The sequence below is a fragment of the Methanofollis fontis genome (assembly GCF_004297185.1).
GTDB classification, from domain to species: Archaea; Halobacteriota; Methanomicrobia; order Methanomicrobiales; family Methanofollaceae; genus Methanofollis; species Methanofollis fontis.
On sequence record NZ_PGCL01000001.1, the window covers coordinates 136,645 to 156,945 of the forward strand.

Sequence of the window (20,301 nt, forward strand, 5' to 3'; positions counted from 1 at the left end):
AACATAGGGGACGCGCTCAACCTGATCTCCAGCGGACGACTCCATGATCCTTGAAGCAATCATATTTCTTGTGGGAATCGCCCTTCTGGTCAAGGGTGCGGACCTCTTTGTCGGCGGCGGGAGCGGTCTTGCCTCCCGCTTCGGCATCTCGGCGGCCACGATCGGGTTCACGGTCATTGCCTTTGGCACCTCCCTCCCCGAGTTCGTGGTGAGCGTCAACGCCGTCGCAGCCGGCGATCCCGGCATCGCCCTCGGCAATGTCCTCGGGAGCAACATCGCCAATATCGCCCTTGTGCTGGCCATCTGCGCCTTTATCAGGCCCACCCTCGTGGGGAGCGGAGGCGCCGACATGACCGAGATCGGGCTGATGCTCTTTGCAACGGCGCTCTTCATCATCTGTGCCTTCAGGGGCGTCTTTGATGCGCTCGCGGGCATCGTGATGCTGGCGGCCTTCGTCGTCATCCTCACCGTCCTCTGGCAGCGCGGCGGCGTGGAGAATGATGGCGAGGGTATCCGCAGTCACGGGCGCCGCGATATCCTGATGACCGTCGGCGGTCTCGCCGCTGTGGTGATCGGGGCACAGTTCGTCGTCGACGGCGCCACGGCGATCGCCACATCCTTCGGCATACCGACGATCGTGATCGGGCTCTCGATGGTGGCGGTCGGCACCTCCCTGCCCGAACTCGCCACCTCCATCATGGCCATCATGCGGAGGGAGGAGGGGATCTCGGTCGGCAACATCCTGGGGAGCAATATCTTCAACCTGCTGTTCGTAATCGGCGTGGGCGCCCTCATCGCACCTATCCCGGTCATCAGCCCGGCTGACATCCTTGCCACCGCCCTCTTCTCGGCGGCGGTCGTCCCCCTGTTTCTCGGGGGCGAACGCTTCACCCGCATCTGGTCGGCCGGACTTCTGGTCGGTTATGCCGGGTATATCGCCCTGATCTTCAACCTCCTCTAGAGCACCGCCACGCCCAGGGAGGAGAGGATCACCGGCACCATCACCGCTCCCATGCAGGAGACGCGTCGCACCTCGACAAGGGCCGGCACCCGCCCGATCAGGGTGGCGGCGCCCAGGATGAAGAGCCCGAAGGGGCCGCAGAGCAGAAAGGAAAGGACGACCACAAACAGGATCACGATGCGGTTCAGGTGACGGAGCGGCATTTTTGAGAAGATTCCAGCCGTCCCCGAGAGGAGAAGAGTCAGCCCGAAGGCGACGGCGGCGGCAAGCACGCCGGCGAGGAGCAGCATCGGATAGGACGGGAGGGTGAGGGTGCCGAGGGCCGCCATCACCCCGTTTCTCATCCTCCCGATCGCATACAGGGCAGCAAGCCCGATGAAGGCGTTCGCCGTGTTCGCCGCACTCGTTGCCACGATATAACCGCGCCGCTCGTCCCCGTAGTCGATCACCGATGCCAGCACGGCATTTGCCGCGGCATTGGAGAGGCCCGGCAGCCAACCGACGATCGCGCCCGCCGCCGAACCGGCAAGGGAGGTGCGGACGAGGGAGCGAACGGGCGGGAGGGAGGCAATCCGCTCCTGCGGCGGCATCCTCCCTTCTGCCGCCGATAGCAGGACGGCGACGCCGAAGAGACCGGAGAGAAGGGGCATGAGCACCGAACTCCCGCCGTTCCATGCCAGATATGAATAGCGGAAGGCAAACAACCCGAGCAACCCGGAGACACAGAAGATCCCCGCCGACCACGAGGGGGACTCTGAGAAGACGACGAGGTAACAGGCGACGACCAGCAGGATCAGACCAATCCCCCAGTCGATGGCGGGCTGGAGGGAGGGCAGGAGAAGGATGAAGAGGGCGGAGAGGGGGAGCGCCCAGAGAACGGCGCATGCGCTGCCGACGGCCGAGAGGCGCACCGCTTCGGACGCCCGCCCCTCGAGACAGAGGGCATGGGCGGGGAGGACCATCACCGCCGTATCGGCGTCCGGCACCCCGAGAAAGGTGGAGGGGACGCAGTCCAGGAAGGTATGGGTGACCAGGGCGGCGACGAGCGCTGCCGCCAGAACAGGCGTGCCGAGCGTCCCGACGAGCAGGGGGGATACCGAGAGGAGGAGGCCGGCCATCGTATTCGCATGAACGCCGGGGACAAGACCGCTGACGGCACCGAGGGCGGCGCCGGCCAGCGTGCCGGCGATGAGGGGGGCGATCACACTGGGAGGATCGTCCCGGCCACTCATAAAAGGTGCCGGTATGCGAGAGAGGGGGAAACGGTGATATCACACCCGCACCGACCATTCCTCCAATGTTGATCGCGATCACCCGTCTGGCCGAGAAGGCAGGGAAGGACGCCGGCGTCTGCGCGGCATTCGGGCACACATGCTATACCGTCTCGCCCCTCAGGGCCGAGGTCATCGGGGACGAGGTGGAGCGATTTGTAGAGGAGGCAAACCGGGGAGCATTCGACTGCATCTTCTTCACATCCGCCCTCCCCGCAGCGATCGTGGCGCCGCTGCTTGACCTGCCCCACCCGGTCAGGCTTGTGGCGATCGGTCCGCAAACGGCGCGGACACTTGTTGAGTTCGGTCTGTCGCCCGAAACCCTGCCGTCCTTTTATTCCGCCGATTTCGCCCCCCATATCGGGGAATGGCTCCGAGGAAAACGGGTGGGCATCCCGAGGGCGGCGGTCCCGAACCCTGACCTGCTCTCCTCCATCAGGGCGGCGGGGGGGGAGGCCTGCGAGTACCCCTGCTATGACCTCATACCCTCCGGGGAGGACCTGGACACCGGACGGGCAGACGCCGTGCTGTTCACGAGCGCCTCCTCTTTCAGGGAGGCGCGCTGGAGTCGCCGCTCAGGGCAGATCGTCATCGCCATCGGACGGGTGACGGCGCGGGCGATGGAGGAGGGCGATGTCGTCCCGGACGTGGTGGGGGACGGATCCCTCTCCGGAACCCTGGAGGCCCTGAACACCCACACAGGAGCGGCCGATGTCTGAGCGCCGCCTGCCGGGCGTGCCGCCCGCCGGCCTGATCGTCGTCGACAAGCCGCGAGGACCGTCGAGCCATCAGGTCGCTGCATGGGTCGGCGATATGCTCGGCGTGCCGGTGGGGCATGCCGGTACCCTTGACCCGCAGGTTTCGGGCGTGCTCGTGGTCATGACCGGTCCGGCGGTCCGCCTCGCCCCGGTGCTCCTGCGCGAACAGAAGGAGTATGTCTGCGCCATGCGCCTCCACGGGGACGCCGATCGCACCCGGATCGAGGAGACCGCCGCCACCTTTGTTGGGCGGGTCTACCAGCGCCCGCCCCGCCGGAGCGCCGTGAAGCGGACGCTGCGGATCAGGAAGATCCGCGACCTTGAGATCCTGGACATCGAGGGGAGGCTGGTGCTCTTCCGCGTCGTCTGCGATGCAGGCACCTACATCAGGTCCCTCTGCCACCATCTCGGTCTGGCCATCGGAACCGGCGCCCATATGCAGGAGCTCCGCCGGACGCGCTCGGGGTCGTTCACCGAGGATGAGGCGGTCAGCCTCCATGATATCAGGGATGCCGCTGTCGCCACCGAGGGCGGGGATCCGGCGCCCCTCTCCCGGATCATCCTGCCGCCGGTGCGGGGGATCGGGGACATGCCCAGGATCGTGGTGCGTGATGCGGCGATCGACGCCCTCTGCCACGGGGCGCGCCTTGCCGGCGTGGGTGTGGTCTCCCGGACAAAGTACCGCAAAGGAGAGACGGTCGCCGTCCTCTCGCAAAAGGACGAACTTGTCTGTCTCGGCGAGGCGCTCTCTGCGAGCGATGCCTACGCACCGGGTGAGACCGGACTGGTGCTCGCCCCCCGGACGGTGATGATGGCGCCGGGCACCTATCCGCGGGGGTGGCGATCCAGAGAGCGACCGGAACCGACGACCCGGGCATGAAGACCCCGCCGACTCCAGAGAGATAGAATTAAAAAACCACGCCGCCAATAGTTTAAGGCACGACTGCTGAGGTAGTCTAGTGGTAGGGCGCGGGCCTGGAAAGCCCGTGGGGCGTTGAGCCCCTCGGGAGTTCAAATCTCCCCCTCAGCGTTCGTAAATACATCTTCTGTGCCGGGGTAGTCTAGTCCGGGAAGGCGGTAGCCTCGAAAGCTACTGGTGTTCGGCACCTCGGGAGTTCAAATCTCCCCCCCGGCGTTTTCAATTTAAGTTCAATTCTCCAGTGAAATCTTCAAATATCGCCATTTTACCGGGCACACACATGCCGGACCAGCAGGGCCGGAGCGTTCTTCGGTCAGGTAGCCCGGCACCCCCTCCCCGGTGTGAAAAAACCGACATTCCAGCCGCATTTTCCCAATTCCGAGCGCCCGGATCTCGAATATACGAGGAGATCTCCAGGAATGGACATCCTGGAGGGATCAGGCCGAATAAACCGACATCCATGCGGTTTGATGGAAAAACGAGAGCCCATTTTCCGCAGAGAGGGGGGAACGGTCGACAGGGGATCAGCGGGGAGGCACACGGGACAGGAGAAGTGTCGAAATAAGCCGCCTTTCTCGAAGAGGATATGGCGGGGAATGTGGCAGATACCGGATTTCAGAGGCGATTATGAGATTTCTTCAGCCACCCTTCCCATGGTCCGGACCTGCCGCGGTTCACGATGCAGAAGCACCGCCGGTAAAAATTGGATGGACCTGAAAAATTATTTTAAGAGCAGCATTGTAGCCGTCTGGTTTATGTGACCGATATACTCCTCGCCATAGGTGCTGAACCCGATTGTGGGGATCTCGGCAAACAACCTGCCATAGTCATCTGTCGCTCCATTTGCCTCAAGTTCGAGGGTTCGCAGAATGCAATTGAAGTTGATCAGCGCCGACACCCCCTCCATCGAGGACACATTCCCGTCTAACGCAGACGCCGTGTCCTCGATGATATCGGTCGATTCCAGGAGGGAGAGCTCCATACCTTCATTGACATTACAGTAGAACCGTATCTTCCCGTCCTGGATCTGTTGCGGACTCCGGACATAGATCTCTTCGCCCGCGACAAGACCAACCGGATGGCGCATGAAGTGGTTGACGGCATCCTCCACCGTCGTCCCGAGGGCCTCGGCATATGCCCGTGATGCAGGCATTCCATCAAATTCTAGGATTTCACGGTTCGCTTCATCCACCTTTGTCGGAGTGAGCACGTTGTCAAGAGTGACGAAACTCTGGGTCTTTATAATCCCGAATCCCTTTGAGGGCCGGATCACTGCAAGGACTGCAGCATTTGTGTAGGTCTTCCCGTCAGCAAACACATGAGTTGAAGAAAACTGGAGGTCGTCCCCTGCAGAACCGCCGATGAAGGTGACATCGGTCAGGTCGCCAATCTTCTCCATCGTCCTCTCTTCGGCACCACTGAGGCCATCGATCAGGATCATCCCGACATATTTCTGGAAATCAAGATCCTTCATCGAAACACCGAAGTGATCCTTGAACCGGGTGAAAGCGGCATAAACGCTGTTTGGATCCTTCAGGTCCTCGACGACCTGGAGATCGATGTCCTCCACAGTTTCTGCATCAAGAGCCATGGCAACAAGGGAGTTCTTCAGCATTTTTCCACTGATAATCTCTCCTGCAGTTGTGCAACCAAAAACACGGGCGCCCGCAAAGCCCTGGTTCATTCCTGCACTGATCGATGCGGGATCAAACACCGACGACGAGAAAAAGACCACCGCTTTCGGATCCATGCCTGCAAAGGAATCCTTGATTTCAGAAACAGCACCATCAACAGACGTATTTTGAGAACATGCAATTTTGACACTCATTTTTTCACCTTGATTAACTGTTCAGTCTACAACCGCACTCCCATCTCTCCGGCGATGGTATTCAGTTTGGCAATGATTGCGGGGTCATCGGGGGATGCGCTCGTGAATTTTTCTGGATTGATCCCTTTGAGGATCAATTTTGTCTTTGTTGTTGTTTTCAGGATCTCATCACCCTGAGAACGTTGATCGATAATCTGTTCGATCATCCTGTTGATCTGCCCTGCCATGGTACAACGAATAATATAATTTTATATATAAACATTTTGATCCTATAAAGATGATAAATTTTTAATAGATTATATTATTGTGACACATATTAAAAATGGCAGCCAGATACTCTGATTCAAACCAGATCCTCCCGCCGGGGACAGCAAGAAACGGATGGTTTTCCATCTGCACCGCCGGAGGAGTTGTCCGGACACGTCGTTCAGGAATCTCAGAATATAATGGTTATCCCCCTGAAACGCTTCAATCATATTTTCTATCCAGATAAGGTTTCAAAATCCATTTAAATAGAATACACGGACTCTGATGCATCCTGATGACAGAAAACCCCCATGAGCGGATTAACATACATCAAACATTATTATGTAAAAATTTTCAAAATCTTTTTATAATATCGAGATGTATTGCCAGAACGATATCTCATGGAGAGCGCATTTCGAATGAAAATGAAATATGGGCCTTCATATGATTTCAATTGATTTTGAAGTGAAATACGGCGAAAAGAGGCAAATTATGGAATCTGAAGTCCATCTGGAGGAAAAAGAGACACCGATTGACCTGGAGGGTATCACCGATCATGCGCCACCATCGGAGGGGGAACACCACCTCAACCATATCCCGACGCCCGTGCTTGTAACCGATACCGATTACACGGTCCGGTTCATCAATCATGCGGGTGCCAATCTGATCGGAGAACCCAGAGAGGCATGCATCGGTCAGAAATGCTATGACCTCTTCTGCACCCCACTCTGCAACACCCCACAGTGTGCCCTTTCACGTGCGATTGAGGAAAATCTCACCGTACACACAGATTCGGTTGCCCGCCTTCCATCCGGGGACAACCCCATACGCTATACAGCCACACCATACACAGACCAGAAAGGAGACCTTATCGGTACCGTCGGAAGCATCACCGAAATTGCAGACGAATATCTGGCATTGTCTGAGATGATGAACCTGCAAGAGGAGATCCAGGCAGGAAATACTCATGCCCGCCTTGAACCCCTCCTCTTCCAGGGCGAGACCGTTCAGCGGATGGTGCAGGAGATCAATGCAACCCTGGATGCGATCACCGAACCCCTGAATATCGCCATCACCTCTACCGGACAGATCAGCAATGGACAGATGCTCGAAGAGATCTCTACAGAATATCAGGGCCAGTATGCAACACTGGTGAATAATATCAACCGCTGCAGAGACGGGTATGCAGCCTTGGACACCGTAGCATCAGCACTCCGGCAGGTTGCCGTCAATGACTATACCTGCCCCCTCAATGGCCGGTATCCAGGCATCATCGCTGAAATTGCAGAGAGCATCAGCATGATCCAGCAGCAGGGGAGGGACACAGTCGAGCGGATAGAGAGGATCGCAGACGGGGACCTCAGCGATCTCGAGAGCCTAAAAACCAACGGAAACCACTCAGAGGATGGCACCTTCACACCGGCACTTATCAGGATGATGGAGGTGATCGAGAACATGAATATCGATTTCGAGTTGCTCACCGATGCGATCGCTGCCGGTAAAATCACTACACGGATCGACACGGCGCACCATCAGGGCAGATACAGGACAATTGTACAGAGCATCAACACCGCCCTGGACATGTTAACAGGCCCCTACAGCGAGATCAACCGGGCAATATCAGATATCGATTCCAGCACACGTGAAACCGGCAGAGGGACGGCCGAAATTGCAAAGGCCACCCAGAAAGTGGCCATAACAAGCCAGCAGTGTGCCGAACTGAATGCCCAATTTATGGGGAAAATAGAGGAGATTGAGCGGCAGATCAGCGACCTGTCCGCATCCAACGAGGAGATCGCCAGTTCATCGATAGAAGTGCTTGAACGAACCGAACAGACAGTCCTCCATGGAAAAGACGGCGTAAAACTGGGCCAGGAGACCAGAGAAAAGATGGCGTCGGTCGAGGAGATATCCCAGCAGAGCGTGAGGGACATATCTGAACTCAACGCCCAGATGACCGAGATCAGTAAGATTGTCAAGTTGATCAACGACATCGCCAGTCAGACCAATCTCCTCGCATTGAACGCCGCAATTGAAGCTGCCCGTGCAGGTGAACACGGGCGCGGGTTCGCCGTTGTCGCCGGAGAGATCAGGAACCTGGCAGGAGAGTCCAAAAAAGCCAGTCAGAATATCGAGGACCTGATCGCATCCATCATTGCAAACACCAACAAAACAGCGGCAAATATGGAGAAGGGATATTATGAGATCTCCATAGGGGTGGAGAGTGTAAACCGGACCATCGAGGCATTGAACAATATTGTCAGTGGTGCAGAAGCGGCAAGTTGCGATATCGGCGAGATTGCCAAGGCGATCGATGGACAGGCAAGTGTCGCAAACCAGATCATGCAGGCAATGGAGAACGGGACGGCATTGAACCGTGAAAACCTGGACAATATCCAGGAATTGGCGGCGATCTCCGAAGAAACCAGCGCCTCGACCGAGGAGATTGGTGGAGCGACATATGAACTGAGCACCATCACAGGACGTCTCAAAGAAACCATGGGGAAGTTCGAGGTCTGAACAGAAGAGAGGGACAGTATGGCAACAGTCGATGTCGTAAAATTTCAGCTTGGCGATTCACTCTATGCCCTGGATATCCATCTCGCACAGGAGATCGTCGAGATGCTGCCGATCACACCGGTGCCCCGTGCACCCCCCCATCTGGCAGGTATCGTCAACCTCCGGGGCGAGATTACCAGAATTATCAACCTCAACAAAACACTCGGCCTTGAGGCTGATAACACCAGAGAAAATCGAAAAATCATTGTTCTTGCTCCAGAGGCCTCAAATGGCTCCAGTGTCGGGATGATTGTAGACGATGTGCATAGTGTCATCCAGGCAGCCGAGACAGAGGTCGACCGGACGCTGTCAGATGAGTCATATATCAAGGGGATCATCAAGTCCATCGAGAAAAACGGCCCAGAAGGAGACGAATCCGGCGATCTGATCATCTGGATAGACATACAGAGAGTGCTTCAGGAACTGGTTGAGAGAAACGAATCATAGAGGTTGAAAAGATGTCACGCAATTATGAAACACGTCTTGTGAAAGAGACACAGAACACCCCGCATCAGGACATGGATGCGACCCCAAGGGATTCAATCAGGGAATTCCGGGATCTTCACCGGCAGTTATCGGAAAAAATTGAGGACTACTTCAATCAGGCAGGACTCGATCTAAAATAACGCCCCGGAGCCCCACCCGAACGACCTGGCAGCATCGCTCCATAATACCTCCTTTTACGCCAATTTTGTCCCTTTCAGCCCAGATCATCCATAAATAAATATCAGACCAGACAGTATTGACTGACAGGTCACCTCACCAACCCCCGATCCTTCTTCGGCAGGATCATCCTGGACGTTCTCCCGATCTCCATCCCGCCTTCAAGATCGGCGGCGGTCTCATCATCCGATATACGGCCCCAGAATGGTGACAGAACGCACCGTCATCCCGCCGATGTGGGGTGGTGCGGCGGCATGGGGAAAAGGGCGCATCTTTATATGACCCTTCCCCCCTATCCACTCTTACCAGATGAAGAACCCTGAAGCCGGCGATCTCCAATGATATCAATCCTGTATGTCGATGACGAACCAGGCCTGCTTGAGATCGGAAAGATTTTTCTCGAAATGAACGACGATTTCTCTGTCGATACCGCCGGATCGGCAGAACAGGCCCTCCAGAAGCTGACAGACCAGAGATATGACATCGTCATCTCTGACTATCAGATGCCGGGGACCGATGGGATCGGGCTATTAAAGGCGATCAGAGGATGGTCCGACTCCCTCCCCTTCATCCTCTTTACAGGGCGGGGACGGGAGGAGGTGGCGATCGAGGCCCTCAACAACGGGGCCGATTTCTATCTCCAGAAGGGCGGGGCCCCGGAGGCCCAGTTCACCGAACTTGCTCACAAGGTCAGGCAGGCGGTACTCCGGAGACGTGCAGAAACAAAATTCTCGCGTATCTTCAACCATGCCAGCGATCCCATCTTCATCCATGATATGGAGGGCCGTATCATCGAAGCAAACCAAAGGGCTCTGGACGTGTTCGGCTACTCCCACGACGAGATGATCGGAATGGATGTCCGGTCCATTCATCCGGAAGGAGATCGGCACCTCTCCGAAGAGGCATTCAGGAGGATCGGTGGCAACGAGCAGATCATATTTGAGATCAGGTGCATCGACAGAGAGGGCCAGACCTTTCCTGCCGAGATCTCCGCAAGCAGATTCGATCTCGGCGGCCGACAGGTGATCCAGGGGGTAGTCCACGACCTCTCCGAACGGCTGGAGAGCGAACAGACCTACCGGGAGATCTTCAACGCCACCGGAGAGGCGATCCTGGTGGCCGATCCGGAAACCGGGGAGTACATCGATGCAAACCGGAGTGCACGGGAGATGTTCGGCATGGGGGAGGGCAGGATTCACAATCTGCGCCTGGGCGACCTCAGCACAGGCACCCCCCCCTACGACCGTGAGGGCGTGATCGGTCTGGCAGAACGGGCACATGAGAAGGGGCCGCAGGTTGTGGTGTGGCACGTCCGCCAGAGGGACGGCACCCCCTTCTGGATCGAGGCGACATTCAGGGAGGCGAAACTCAACGGAAAACGGCGCGTCCTCTTTGTGGCGCGGGACATCAGCGACCGCCTGAGGGCGGATCGGGCGATGCGACTGGTGCAGTATGGCGTGGAACAGGGGCGTGACATCGCCTGCTGGCTGGACAGCACAGGACGCATCGTATATATCAACGAGGCAGCGTTCCGGTTGCTCAGGTATTCGCGAGAGGAACTGCTCGGGATGCACATCTGGGATATCGACCCGGAATTCACCCCTGAGGAGTGGGGGCGCCATCTCGCCTCCATCCAGAAGGGGGGATCTATCGCTGTCGACAGCAGTTTCCGTACCAGGCATGGTCTAATGATCCCGATGGAGATTACCTGCACTCACACCAGCTTCGAGGGTGAGGAAGGGTGTTTCTGCTTTGCACGCGACGTCACAGAACTGAAAGAGAGCGAGATCCGTCTTGTTCAGGTGAACAAAAAGCTGAACCTGCTCAGCAGCGTTACCCGCCACGATATTCTCAACACCCTGACCGTTCTCCATGGTTATCTCGAGATCATAGAGGACGAGACCGAAGAACCGGCGATTCTCAACTACCTGAAGAAGAGTGAGGAGGCGGCCGGGGCAATCAGGAACCAGATCGAATTCACCCGGACCTATCAGGACCTCGGGGTTCATGCTCCAGTCTGGCAGGGCCTCAGACCGCTGCTCACCCGCCTCCGGACCGACGGCGTCGCACTGCAGGTGGAATGCGGAGGGGTTGAGGTGTATGCAGACCCCCTCCTCAGGAAGGTCTTTGAGAACCTCATGGACAACAGCATCCGTCATGGGGGGCATGTGACAGAGGTCAGGGTCGGATGCCGGGATGAAGAGGGAACGCTCATCCTCACCTGGGAGGACAATGGCACCGGCATCCCGCCGGCAGAGAAAGAACGGATTTTTGCGCGCGGATACGGGCGGAACACCGGTCTCGGGCTGTACCTTGCCAGGGAAGTGCTCGGGATCACCGGATGCGGCATCATCGAGGAGGGTGAGGAGGGGCAGGGGGCGCGGTTCGTGATCAGCGTGCCGGCGGGAAGGCATCGGCGGGTGCGTGAACAGAATCCCCGACCGGGTTCCGGGGATCCCCTGACGCCGTTGTCCGGACCACACCGTTGAGCCGCGGTCACCAAAATAGTCAATCGAGAATCTTCATCCGCCCTGCGGACAACACCTGCGCAACGGCACAGGCACAGACTGAATAGTGCAGTATCGGATATTCACCCTTTTACGAACTCCTCGAAGAATTCAGCGAGGGAATCGCCATCTCTGATCAGGACGGGCGGATCATCTGGACAAACAGGCATCTTGAAGACCTCGCCGGCGCGCACCCCGGCAAGCATCACGGGTTCAGAAACAGTCGCCCTTCTCCTCCACCATGTTCTGCCGGTCGATAAAAACCCCGAAATCTTTGAGGGGGTAGTCAGGACCACCCTTCTCAATGGTCTGGCGGCCCGAGGCCTCCGGTGCCTGCTGCAACCGGATGGATCTGCCAGGATCGATTATTCCAGCCAGATCATGGAGAAAGGGCCATTTGCCGGACTGCAACCTAAACGCTTCAGATCTATCCAGAGATCATGATCGTGGGTCTCGGTCGGGCACACGGAAAAAAGATCCATCAGGGGATGGACAGCGATACTTCCTGTTTTGCCTGGAAATCCAGACGGGTCGTATAGCGTCCCGCCGAGTGCCCGGCACCGGATACGCGTCCTTCCGCCAGATCCCGGAGCAGTATCTCCCGGATCACCATGCTTGCATACACCTGAATATAACTGCGCTGCTCATGGGTCCACCATCGGTTGACCGGAGCCGAATACCCACAGTACGGGCAGGAACTGTCGGTCACCGTATCCTCTTCAAATGAGTAGAGGCGGTTGGAGTTCAGTACATTGAAGGAATTCAGACGTGCTCTGGAGATGCGCCCGATCTCCTGCTCAGTCAGTTGCATCTTGAAGGTCCGCTCACATGAGGGGCAGGACCGTGCAATATACCCATCATCGTCAAAAGGAAATGGAATACGGATGTTGATGTCGCTCAAGGCATCACCCCGGGGATCACAACGCTACGGCATCGACCGGCACCGGATCTCCCACTCAGAATGCAACAGACCCAGATAAATACCCTTCGACTTTATCCTTCATGTTCAATAGAAAAATATGATTTAATTGGGAAATAATAACGAAAATAGCCCAAATTAATGACCTATTTTGACAGCAGAGCAGATATTGCCAAAAAGATGGCCATGACACGGCCCCGGCATCCGTCCCCTGCATGGACACACACCTCACTCGGCCCCGAGCGCCTCGATCGGATTGAGTTTTGCCGCCCGTATCGCCGGATACACACCGGAGAGCACACAGACGATGATCCCGATCGCCATGCCGAGGGGGGCATAGAGCAGGGTCTGCGGGGCGAAGAAATAGGTGGTGTCCTGGAACATCACCGATACGAGGGCATATCCGCCGATCAGACTGACAAGCGCCCCCACCGCCGAACCCGCCACACCAAGGATTGCGGCCTCATACAGGAATATCAGGCTGATCTCGTGTTTCTGGACGCCGATGGAACGCAGGATCCCGATCTCCTTGATCCGTTCGGAGACCGACATCAGCATCACGTTGAAGATGCTCACCGCCGCCACAATCAGGGATATCCCGCCGATTGCCATGACAAACAGCGAGATGTTCCCGAGCGCCTCGTTGATCATGTCCAGAAACGCACGGGAGTCCCAGACCGTCACCGTCTCCTCACGACGGTTCATTTTCGTCTCGATCGAATCCTTGACGCGGTCGATGTCGTTGATGTCGTCCACCACCACCTGGACCATATCATAGCCCGAATCCCCATAGGTCGAGGTAAACCAGGTGTCAGAGACGATGATTCCGCTGTCGGTCATCATGGTTCCGGAAAAACCCGATTCCTCCAGGATGCCGACAACCCGCACCGTCTTTATACGGGTGTCCTCCCGCCCCACGGCAATCCTGGACCCCACCCGCATATCATATTCGCTCGCCAGCGTCGGTCCGACCAGCGCCCCCTCTCCCCCCCGGAGAGAGACCCCATCCGCGACCTCGGCGATGTCTTCGATATCGCCGGGGTCAAGGGCATAGATCGCCGCATACCCGGAGGTCGATCCGACGGCAATCCGGTCGGACCCCGCATGGATGGGGATCACCGTGTTTGCACCTGCCGCCAGTTTGATATCGCGCACCTGCCGCTCGGTGATCCCGCCGTCGTCCCCTGAGACCGCCTTCGGGTAGATGACCAGGGCATTGGCCCCCTCGGAGAGCTGCGAGGAGACGCTGAGCTGCAGGGTCGAACCCATGATCCCCATGGCCGTGATCGCCAGCACGCCGATGACGATGCCGACCGCCGCAAGCAGGGAGCGGAGAAAGTGCAGCCTGACATTCCGGCGTGCAAGGTCAAAGAGGATGCGAGAGAAGATCATCCGACGATCCTCCCGTCCAGAATGGTGATGATCCGGTCGGCGTAGTCCGCAGTCTGCCGGTCATGGGTGACCATAACAATCGTCCTGCCCTGCCGGTGGAGGTCGGCGAGCAGGTCCATGATCTGCTCGCCGGTGCGGGAATCCAGGTTGCCGGTGGGTTCGTCGGCGAGCAGGATCCGGGGATCGTTTGCGAGTGCCCGTGCGATCGCCACCCGCTGCTGCTGCCCGCCCGAGAGTTCGGGGGGGGTGTGGGTGATCACCTCTCCTTCAAGCCCCACCTGCCGCAGGAGATCGATGGGGCGGTCCGCGGCACTCCGGTGCCTGTTTTTCATGATCAGGGGGAGTTCGACATTTTCATATGCGGTGAGGAGGGGGATGAGGTTGAACTTCTGGAAGATGAAGCCGATGGCGTCGCGACGCAGCTCAGTCAGTTCAAAATCGGTCATCGAACCAACATCCCGCCCGTCGATCAGCAGACTGCCCGAGGTCGGGACGTCCAGGCAGCCGATCTGGTTCAGGAGCGTGGACTTGCCTGACCCCGAGGAACCCATGATCGCAACGAACTCGCCCTCCAGAATCTCCAGGGAGAGACCATCCAGTGCGACCACGTCCCCAGCAGGACGCGGATAGACCTTTCTCACATCCTTCATCTCGATTACCGGCATGGCCATCGCAGAAAAACTCCTGTCTCAGTGGTATGGGGTTCCCGCACCCGGAGGGAGGGGTGCGGGGCGTATTCTCATACTTATCTCACCCCTCACTATATATTTGCCGACTGCCGCACCGGATAGCTACATATGCGCCGACTCTAAGTGATCATACGGATGTTTCTCGCCTGCCACCTCATCGCCGGGATTGTCATCGGCATCATCATTGCCCGGGCATGCGGGGACCGCCGGGCCATCCCCGCCTGTGCCCTCGGCGCACTCATCCCCGACATCGTCGACAAACCCCTCGGCCACATCTTCCTTGCGGAATCGCTCGGATACGGCAGGATCTATCTGCATACCCTCCTCTTCCTGGTCATCGTGCTGGCGATTGGCGCCCTGATCTTCTGGCGCTCCAGAAACGTGCTTGTGCTCGCCGCAGGAGCGGGCATCGCCTCCCACCAGGTGCTGGATGCCATGTGGCGCGAACCCACAAACTGGTATTACCCATTTCTCGGGCCCTTCAGCGGCTCCGGCGACACCACATCGTTCATGGACCTCGTGATCTCCGAAATTTCGGCACCGAGCGAATGGCTCCTCCTCGTTGCGACAGCAATCTTCTGCCTGTTCCTGTTCTATCGGGGGGAGAGTATCATCGGGGGCAGGGCGCTTGAACGGATCCTCCCCCCCCTCGGCATCCTGCTCATCCTCGTCGGCATCTGGACGGCAGGCGCCGGCGTGCTGGATATCACCGCACCCCTCACCGGGTGGGAGAGCGCCGAGGACAACATCCTCTGCGGGGCGGTGATCGCCCTTTCGGGGTGTGCGGCACTCTTTTTCAGGACGAACGGATCCGGGACGAACCCCTGAGGGCGCAAACCAGAGTGTACCGCCGGGAGAGTGTGGCGCCGGGGCACCCTCCATTGTGATCTCCCCACCCTGTTCCTGTGGAAGGTTCATCCACCCACTCCAGATTCGCACCGGCAGGTTTCGTGATCGCATGAAAGTGCCATTCGTTCAGGTGGAGAGGCACCGGGATTGAGACATCACCGGGGGAGATGATGTCAGCGTTGTTGTATTGACCTCACCCCCATTCAGCCTGCGACGATTTACACGGGGAAGACCCCTCATCTCAGTTGCCTGAGAGAACCGTCTTCGCCCTCTCCTCATGGCAGGGGGAGGAGCGGGAAAGCGAGAGAAACAGGAACATCAATTTTCTTAAAGTAAAATCCACGACCCAATAGAGCAAAAAATAGAAAAAATGGGGTTTTAACGCCGCTGCATGTAGAGGTATGCACCGGCGGCCACGACCACGATCACAATGACCAGGATGATCCAGGTCATCGGGAGACCGCCCTCACCGGACGGTGCTGCAGTGGTCGAGGGAACGGTCGTCACCGGGGGCACCGTGGTCGACGGGGTCGTCGGTTCCTGCGTGACCGGGGTCACGACTGCAGCGTCGGTGAAGAGACCGTAGGTGCTGAAGTGGGTGATCGACGCTGTCACAGTGTGGGTGGCGGCGTCAACGACCGTCGGGACGTTCTCCCAGACCTGGGTCGTCGGGTTGTACCACTTCACGACAAGATTGTCCGGGTTGCCGCCTGCCTCTGCAAGCGCCGTGGCCCATTCCTCATCGCTCAGGTTGAAGGTGAGGTCGATTGCCGGGGCGAAGGTGGCGCCTGCCGGCGAACACTCCACCGCATACCCAAGGAAGGCGAACGAGACACCGGACGGGACCGCCGGCACATCGTCGAGTTCACTGATCTCGATCTCCTTCAGGGCATTGCCGTCGGCGTCGAGGGCGGTCACACCCGTATTCAGGTAGAGGTCAGCGCGTTTCTCCTGAGAGTAGACCATGTAGGGCTTGAGCACACCGCCCCAGGAGGCGGTGAGGATCTCGGCCGAACCGGTCGAGGTGGAGGTGGTCACGGAGCTGCCGCCGCCGCCACCGCCGCCACTCGGGGCGTTCACGGTGATGGTGGCGACCGCCGAGTCGTTGCCGAGCGGACCGGTGACCGTCAGGTTCGCCACATAGGTGCCGGCGTTGACATAGACATGGGTCGGGTTCTGCTCGATGGAGGTGGCGCCGTCACCAAAGTCCCAGGCCCATGCGGTGATGTTCCCGGTGGAGAGGTCGGTGAAGGTGACCGTCAGCGGGGCGGTGCCGGTGGTCGGGGTTGCGGTGAAGACTGCCGCCGGCACCGGTGAGGTGACGACGAGCGTCTGCTGGGTGGTGTCGCTGCCGCCAAAGCCCGTCACCGTCAGGTTCACGAGGTAGGTGCCGGGTGCGGCGTAGGTGTGGGTCGGCGGGTTCTGCACGGTGGAGGTGGTGCCGTCGCCGAACTCCCATGCCCAGGTGTTGATGTTCCCGGTGGACTCGTCGGCGAAGGTGACCGCCAGCGGGGCAAACCCGGTCGTCGGGGTCATGTTGAAGTCTGCCACCGGGGCACCGGGGGTGCGCACCTGGATCTGGTGGACGCCAAAGGCCTGGACCGTGCCGTTCACATGTTCGGCCACCAGGTAGACACCATAGGTGCCGGCGAGCAGACCGTCGGTCGGGACCGAGACGGTGGTGGTGTTCGAGGCGACTGCATACCCGGCGGCGTCAGGGCTTGCATAGATGTTGCCGTAGAGTTTCTTTGTCGCCGGGATGCCGTCATAGGTCAGGTTGGCGCGGATCATGTCCACATTGAGGGCGCTAGCGTCGATACCGACCGTCGCATCCCAGGTGGCGTCCCTGAGCACGACCGCCGAAACACGCCGGGCGGATGTGGTGAAGGAGGCATCGAAGTCGGTGCCGCGGTTGACGGATGCGGGCACCGTCCCGACCTCGTTGGTGTTCATCACGGTGAACGGCATCGCCTCAACAAAGCCGATGCGGTCGTCGTCCACGCTGATGGCGGCGATGATGTAGTCACCGGCCGGGAAGACGAGGTCCGGGAGGGCCTGCGTGCTGAGGCGGTAACCGGTGCTCAGGTTCACCTGGTTGGCAGACAGCGCCAGCGTGTCCATGATCTTCCCGGAGGCCGGGATGGTGATGGCATTGCCCTGCTGGGTGCCCGGCACCTCAGAGAGGGTGCCGATGTCGTTGACCGTATACTTGCAGTAGCCGCCGTTGATGAAGAACCAGGCGTTCTGCTGGATCAGTTTGTTGTAGTCGACGTCACCCTCGGCAGATTTGCCCTCGTTTGCCATCTGGGCAAGATAACTCTCGTTCGCCTCGAGGATCAGGAGGTTGGCTCCGTCGATGTAGGGTGCCTGCACCTGGAAGTTGAGCACGCTGCCCGGGTTATAGGTCCAGATATTGTCATAGGTGTCGGCACCGGTGTAGGTCGCATTGGCGGTGTCATCGACATCCACATAGGTGTCGTTCGTGACCTGACCCACATGCGTCACCGAGCGGGCGATGTCGCCGAGCGTTGGGAAGGGCACCTCGCGGGCATTGTAGAGGGTAACCGACCCCTGTGCGGTGAGGTCAAGCTGCCGCATCGCCGTGAAGTTCGTGTCGATGCCTGAGATCGTGCCCATCTTTGTCGAATTTATCCAGGCCATGTAGTTGTAATACAGGTGGAAGGGCACATAGGCGACGTTCTCCGCCTCGTCGAGGGCGGCAAACACCATGTTCCGGTTGCCGACCGAAATGCTGACACTCCCCGCACCGACGGCGTCGGTCGAGGTGAAGAAGATCTCCTGTGTGTCGTTGTCCATGAGGCGGACGGTGTCCGCACCGGCGACGTTCCAGTTGAAGTTCAGCGTCTCTTCGGCCTCGACATAGTCGTCACCATCGGTTCCGGCGATGGCGAAGGCGTTGATCACCGGCGGGACGGTGTCGATCGTGAAGCTCCAGTTGAGGTAGCGATCGGACGGCGGGAGCAGGAGGTCGGTGCCGGTGACGTTCACGTACCAGACCCCGTCGGCCATCGCCGGCGGTGTCATATTAACAACATAGCCTTCAATATAATCGAAATCCAGCGGGATGGTCTGCGCCCCGTAGAGCGTCATGGTGAAGGTGGCCGGATTGATCTGCTGGGCAAAGGCAGAGATCTGCACAGGCTGCACATTGCTGGCGCCTGTCGGGTACGGCCTCGAGAAACCGACCGGCGAAACCTCGATCAGTTTTTCCACGGTGTCTCGGTTTCCTTTCGGGTCGCTGGCCATCACCTTGAGGGTCACGGCCTCATAGACCGGCCAGGTGACCTGGGTGTCGAAGGTCCAGGTGTCGGAGGCGGTCTGCGTCAGCGGGAGTACAACAGTCTGGTTGTAGGTGCCGTTGTCAATCCATGCGGTGGCACTGTTGCCCCAGACGCCACCGACATCCATGATGCTGCCGGTGATGCTGAAGGTCGAGGAGACCGTGGCAGGCGTGGTGATGGTGATGGCAGGGGGGACCTGGTCGAGGGTGGCGACCGTGCCGTTCTGGATGGTGACACTCGTCTTCAACTCAACGAGATCGGTGTCTCGTACCGAATTCACCTTGATCGTAATCGGAGAGATGCTTCCATCAGAAGGATCCTTGACCGCTCCAAACCTCAGATCAGCCAGCAAGACTGGGCCAATCGGGTAACCGGATGCATCAAAACCATTGATCGTGATGACATTGCCCACCGGGTTGATGTTCGATGCATTCTTTTTCACCCCATCTACATAGGCAATGATCGTATCATTAAAGGTCAGCTGGACATTATATGCCCCGGCTGCCGGATCAAACTGGTTATCCAGATAAAGATGAACCGTTCCAGGATCAGCCTGCGTTACGTCTGTCGCATTGGTCACATAGACCGTCCCTGTTCCAGCCGCCTGCGCCGTTCCAAGGCAGCAAAGCAGCAAAAAACAGGAGATAAACAATAATCGGGATTTATCCATCATTGCACCTCCTCAATTGTATTATGATGTCTTCTCCAACATATTAAACCAGCAACACAAATTGATATAAAGATTCCGGAACACGAGAGGGGCGATTTCTGCGGAGAGGTCTGCGTAGCGACAGTTGAAGCCTCAGATGCCGAAATACCCGTTGTAACAGTGATCTCCTCTGCTGTTGTGGCGATCGGAGTTATGTCGGATTCGGGTGCGCCGCCGGTGTCATCACCATTGTCTTCCTGAACCGAGGGTCCAGATGTAGCAACTTCTGTAGTTTGTGGAGTTGTATCTTCTGAACCTCCGGGAGTCTGAATACCGGCAGAGTCATCTGAGTCTTCCGGACCCTCTTCTGTCGGGGTAACCGGCACTGCATAATCAGCATTGGTCCGCGGAATTTCATCAGATCTCTGGTTGAGCAGAGAGCGTACCCTGATATCCAGTGAAGCAGGATCACCCGTCACCGTCAACGAGGCCACAGGAACATCCCCGGTGAGTATTTCAGAAACCTGGAATCCGGCCAGAATCACCATACCGTCCTGCTGATCATTGACCGCCCCGCTGAAGGGGGAGGAGAGTGTAACGCCCGACACCTGAACATCCTCCGGATAGAGAAGGACGATATCAAACGCACCAAGCCCTATGCCGTCATCCGGCACACCGGCGACGATAAGAGAATTGTTCTCGTAGATGACAGAAGCGGCAATAGTCGGTGAAACCAGACTAATTGTCAGAACAGCCAGAAAAATCAAAAATGGTGATTTTTTCATATTA

General features: G+C 58.2%; 17 protein-coding genes and 2 tRNA genes. 9 read left to right on the top strand and 10 right to left on the bottom strand.

What is annotated here, in order from left to right:
* Nucleotides 1–43 precede the first annotated feature (43 nt).
* Complete coding sequence (locus CUJ86_RS00650) at nt 44–961, top strand: calcium/sodium antiporter (protein ID WP_130645638.1); 918 nt, start codon at nt 44–46, stop codon at nt 959–961.
* Here the strand turns inward: CUJ86_RS00650 and CUJ86_RS00655 are convergent.
* Nucleotides 958–2,166, bottom strand: coding sequence for a tripartite tricarboxylate transporter permease (locus CUJ86_RS00655; protein WP_130645639.1), 1,209 nt, complete (start codon nt 2,164–2,166; stop codon nt 958–960). The genes CUJ86_RS00650 and CUJ86_RS00655 overlap by 4 nt on opposite strands.
* A 92-nt stretch (nt 2,167–2,258) precedes the next feature.
* On the opposite strand from CUJ86_RS00655, the gene CUJ86_RS00660 reads away from it, so the two are divergent.
* The 4 genes from CUJ86_RS00660 to CUJ86_RS00675 all read left to right on the top strand — a co-directional run bounded on the left by CUJ86_RS00660 (nt 2,259) and on the right by CUJ86_RS00675 (nt 4,125).
* Nucleotides 2,259–2,951: a uroporphyrinogen-III synthase gene (locus CUJ86_RS00660; RefSeq protein WP_130645640.1), complete on the top strand. Its 693-nt coding sequence runs from the start codon at nt 2,259–2,261 to the stop codon at nt 2,949–2,951.
* Complete coding sequence (locus tag CUJ86_RS00665) at nt 2,944–3,870, top strand: RNA-guided pseudouridylation complex pseudouridine synthase subunit Cbf5 (RefSeq protein ID WP_130645641.1); 927 nt, start codon at nt 2,944–2,946, stop codon at nt 3,868–3,870. Before CUJ86_RS00660 ends, CUJ86_RS00665 begins: the two co-directional genes overlap by 8 nt.
* Before the next feature lie 65 nt (nt 3,871–3,935).
* Nucleotides 3,936–4,020 (top strand) — tRNA-Ser (locus tag CUJ86_RS00670).
* A 20-nt stretch (nt 4,021–4,040) separates the two neighbouring features.
* Nucleotides 4,041–4,125, top strand: a tRNA-Ser gene (locus CUJ86_RS00675).
* A gap of 505 nt (nt 4,126–4,630) precedes the next feature.
* Here the strand turns inward: CUJ86_RS00675 and CUJ86_RS00680 are convergent.
* A complete protein-coding gene (locus tag CUJ86_RS00680; RefSeq protein WP_235855536.1) occupies nt 4,631–5,659 on the bottom strand; it encodes an FIST signal transduction protein in 1,029 nt (342 codons plus the stop codon).
* 104 nt (nt 5,660–5,763) lie between these two features.
* Nucleotides 5,764–5,964, bottom strand: coding sequence for a hypothetical protein (locus tag CUJ86_RS00685; protein ID WP_130645643.1), 201 nt, complete (start codon nt 5,962–5,964; stop codon nt 5,764–5,766).
* Between the two features lie 511 nt (nt 5,965–6,475).
* Between CUJ86_RS00685 and CUJ86_RS00690 the strand changes: the two genes are divergently transcribed.
* The 3 genes from CUJ86_RS00690 to CUJ86_RS00700 all read left to right on the top strand — a co-directional run bounded on the left by CUJ86_RS00690 (nt 6,476) and on the right by CUJ86_RS00700 (nt 11,694).
* Complete coding sequence (locus CUJ86_RS00690) at nt 6,476–8,503, top strand: methyl-accepting chemotaxis protein (RefSeq protein ID WP_165394713.1); 2,028 nt, start codon at nt 6,476–6,478, stop codon at nt 8,501–8,503.
* A gap of 18 nt (nt 8,504–8,521) precedes the next feature.
* Entirely contained in the window at nt 8,522–8,989 is a 468-nt protein-coding gene (locus tag CUJ86_RS00695) for a chemotaxis protein CheW (protein ID WP_130645645.1), read from the top strand.
* Between the two features lie 554 nt (nt 8,990–9,543).
* The gene (locus tag CUJ86_RS00700) at nt 9,544–11,694 is read left to right on the top strand and encodes a hybrid sensor histidine kinase/response regulator (protein ID WP_130645646.1); all 2,151 of its coding nucleotides are present in this window, start codon (nt 9,544–9,546) and stop codon (nt 11,692–11,694) included.
* Between the two features lie 101 nt (nt 11,695–11,795).
* Here the strand turns inward: CUJ86_RS00700 and CUJ86_RS12235 are convergent, their stop codons facing one another.
* The 5 genes from CUJ86_RS12235 to CUJ86_RS00715 all read right to left on the bottom strand — a co-directional run bounded on the left by CUJ86_RS12235 (nt 11,796) and on the right by CUJ86_RS00715 (nt 14,694).
* The gene (locus CUJ86_RS12235; RefSeq protein ID WP_268878230.1) at nt 11,796–11,918 is read right to left on the bottom strand and encodes a hypothetical protein; all 123 of its coding nucleotides are present in this window, start codon (nt 11,916–11,918) and stop codon (nt 11,796–11,798) included.
* A gap of 7 nt (nt 11,919–11,925) precedes the next feature.
* Nucleotides 11,926–12,054 carry a hypothetical protein gene (locus CUJ86_RS12240; RefSeq protein WP_268878231.1) on the bottom strand — a complete coding sequence of 43 codons (129 nt, stop codon included), beginning with the start codon at nt 12,052–12,054 and terminating at the stop codon, nt 11,926–11,928.
* A 139-nt stretch (nt 12,055–12,193) separates the two neighbouring features.
* On the bottom strand, nt 12,194–12,523 hold the full coding sequence (locus CUJ86_RS00705; RefSeq protein ID WP_130645647.1) for a hypothetical protein: 330 nt from the start codon (nt 12,521–12,523) through the stop codon (nt 12,194–12,196).
* A 336-nt stretch (nt 12,524–12,859) separates the two neighbouring features.
* Nucleotides 12,860–14,023 (bottom strand): ABC transporter permease, encoded by a 1,164-nt coding sequence (locus CUJ86_RS00710; protein WP_130645648.1) that lies wholly within the window; start codon nt 14,021–14,023, stop codon nt 12,860–12,862.
* A complete protein-coding gene (locus tag CUJ86_RS00715; RefSeq protein ID WP_130645649.1) occupies nt 14,020–14,694 on the bottom strand; it encodes an ABC transporter ATP-binding protein in 675 nt (224 codons plus the stop codon). Before CUJ86_RS00715 ends, CUJ86_RS00710 begins: the two co-directional genes overlap by 4 nt.
* Before the next feature lie 153 nt (nt 14,695–14,847).
* Between CUJ86_RS00715 and CUJ86_RS00720 the strand changes: the two genes are divergently transcribed.
* On the top strand, nt 14,848–15,540 hold the full coding sequence (locus CUJ86_RS00720; RefSeq protein ID WP_130645650.1) for a metal-dependent hydrolase: 693 nt from the start codon (nt 14,848–14,850) through the stop codon (nt 15,538–15,540).
* Between the two features lie 399 nt (nt 15,541–15,939).
* Here CUJ86_RS00720 and CUJ86_RS00725 read toward each other — a convergent pair whose 3' ends face one another.
* Both CUJ86_RS00725 and CUJ86_RS00730 read right to left on the bottom strand, forming a co-directional pair.
* Nucleotides 15,940–19,536: a PKD domain-containing protein gene (locus tag CUJ86_RS00725; RefSeq protein WP_130645651.1), complete on the bottom strand. Its 3,597-nt coding sequence runs from the start codon at nt 19,534–19,536 to the stop codon at nt 15,940–15,942.
* Nucleotides 19,533–20,297, bottom strand: a complete 765-nt coding sequence (locus CUJ86_RS00730; RefSeq protein ID WP_130645652.1) for a hypothetical protein — start codon at nt 20,295–20,297, stop codon at nt 19,533–19,535. The genes CUJ86_RS00725 and CUJ86_RS00730 overlap by 4 nt, the downstream gene beginning before the upstream one ends.
* Between the last annotated feature and the right edge of the window lie 4 nt (nt 20,298–20,301).

What these genes read in the sequence shown, in the direction of transcription:
- CUJ86_RS00715 (WP_130645649.1), bottom strand. Translation starts at nt 14,694, where the DNA reads ATGGCCATGCCGGTAATCGAGATGAAGGATGTGAGAAAGGTCTATCCG.
- CUJ86_RS00720 (WP_130645650.1), top strand. Translation starts at nt 14,848, where the DNA reads ATGTTTCTCGCCTGCCACCTCATCGCCGGGATTGTCATCGGCATCATC.
- CUJ86_RS00705 (WP_130645647.1), bottom strand. Translation starts at nt 12,523, where the DNA reads ATGCAACTGACTGAGCAGGAGATCGGGCGCATCTCCAGAGCACGTCTG.
- CUJ86_RS00680 (WP_235855536.1), bottom strand. Translation starts at nt 5,659, where the DNA reads ATGGATCCGAAAGCGGTGGTCTTTTTCTCGTCGTCGGTGTTTGATCCC.
- CUJ86_RS00700 (WP_130645646.1), top strand. Translation starts at nt 9,544, where the DNA reads ATGATATCAATCCTGTATGTCGATGACGAACCAGGCCTGCTTGAGATC.
- CUJ86_RS00660 (WP_130645640.1), top strand. Translation starts at nt 2,259, where the DNA reads ATGTTGATCGCGATCACCCGTCTGGCCGAGAAGGCAGGGAAGGACGCC.
- CUJ86_RS00685 (WP_130645643.1), bottom strand. Translation starts at nt 5,964, where the DNA reads ATGGCAGGGCAGATCAACAGGATGATCGAACAGATTATCGATCAACGT.
- CUJ86_RS12235 (WP_268878230.1), bottom strand. Translation starts at nt 11,918, where the DNA reads ATGCTTGCCGGGGTGCGCGCCGGCGAGGTCTTCAAGATGCCTGTTTGT.
- CUJ86_RS00730 (WP_130645652.1), bottom strand. Translation starts at nt 20,297, where the DNA reads ATGAAAAAATCACCATTTTTGATTTTTCTGGCTGTTCTGACAATTAGT.
- CUJ86_RS00690 (WP_165394713.1), top strand. Translation starts at nt 6,476, where the DNA reads ATGGAATCTGAAGTCCATCTGGAGGAAAAAGAGACACCGATTGACCTG.
- CUJ86_RS00665 (WP_130645641.1), top strand. Translation starts at nt 2,944, where the DNA reads ATGTCTGAGCGCCGCCTGCCGGGCGTGCCGCCCGCCGGCCTGATCGTC.
- CUJ86_RS00650 (WP_130645638.1), top strand. Translation starts at nt 44, where the DNA reads ATGATCCTTGAAGCAATCATATTTCTTGTGGGAATCGCCCTTCTGGTC.
- CUJ86_RS00695 (WP_130645645.1), top strand. Translation starts at nt 8,522, where the DNA reads ATGGCAACAGTCGATGTCGTAAAATTTCAGCTTGGCGATTCACTCTAT.
- CUJ86_RS00725 (WP_130645651.1), bottom strand. Translation starts at nt 19,536, where the DNA reads ATGATGGATAAATCCCGATTATTGTTTATCTCCTGTTTTTTGCTGCTT.
- CUJ86_RS00710 (WP_130645648.1), bottom strand. Translation starts at nt 14,023, where the DNA reads ATGATCTTCTCTCGCATCCTCTTTGACCTTGCACGCCGGAATGTCAGG.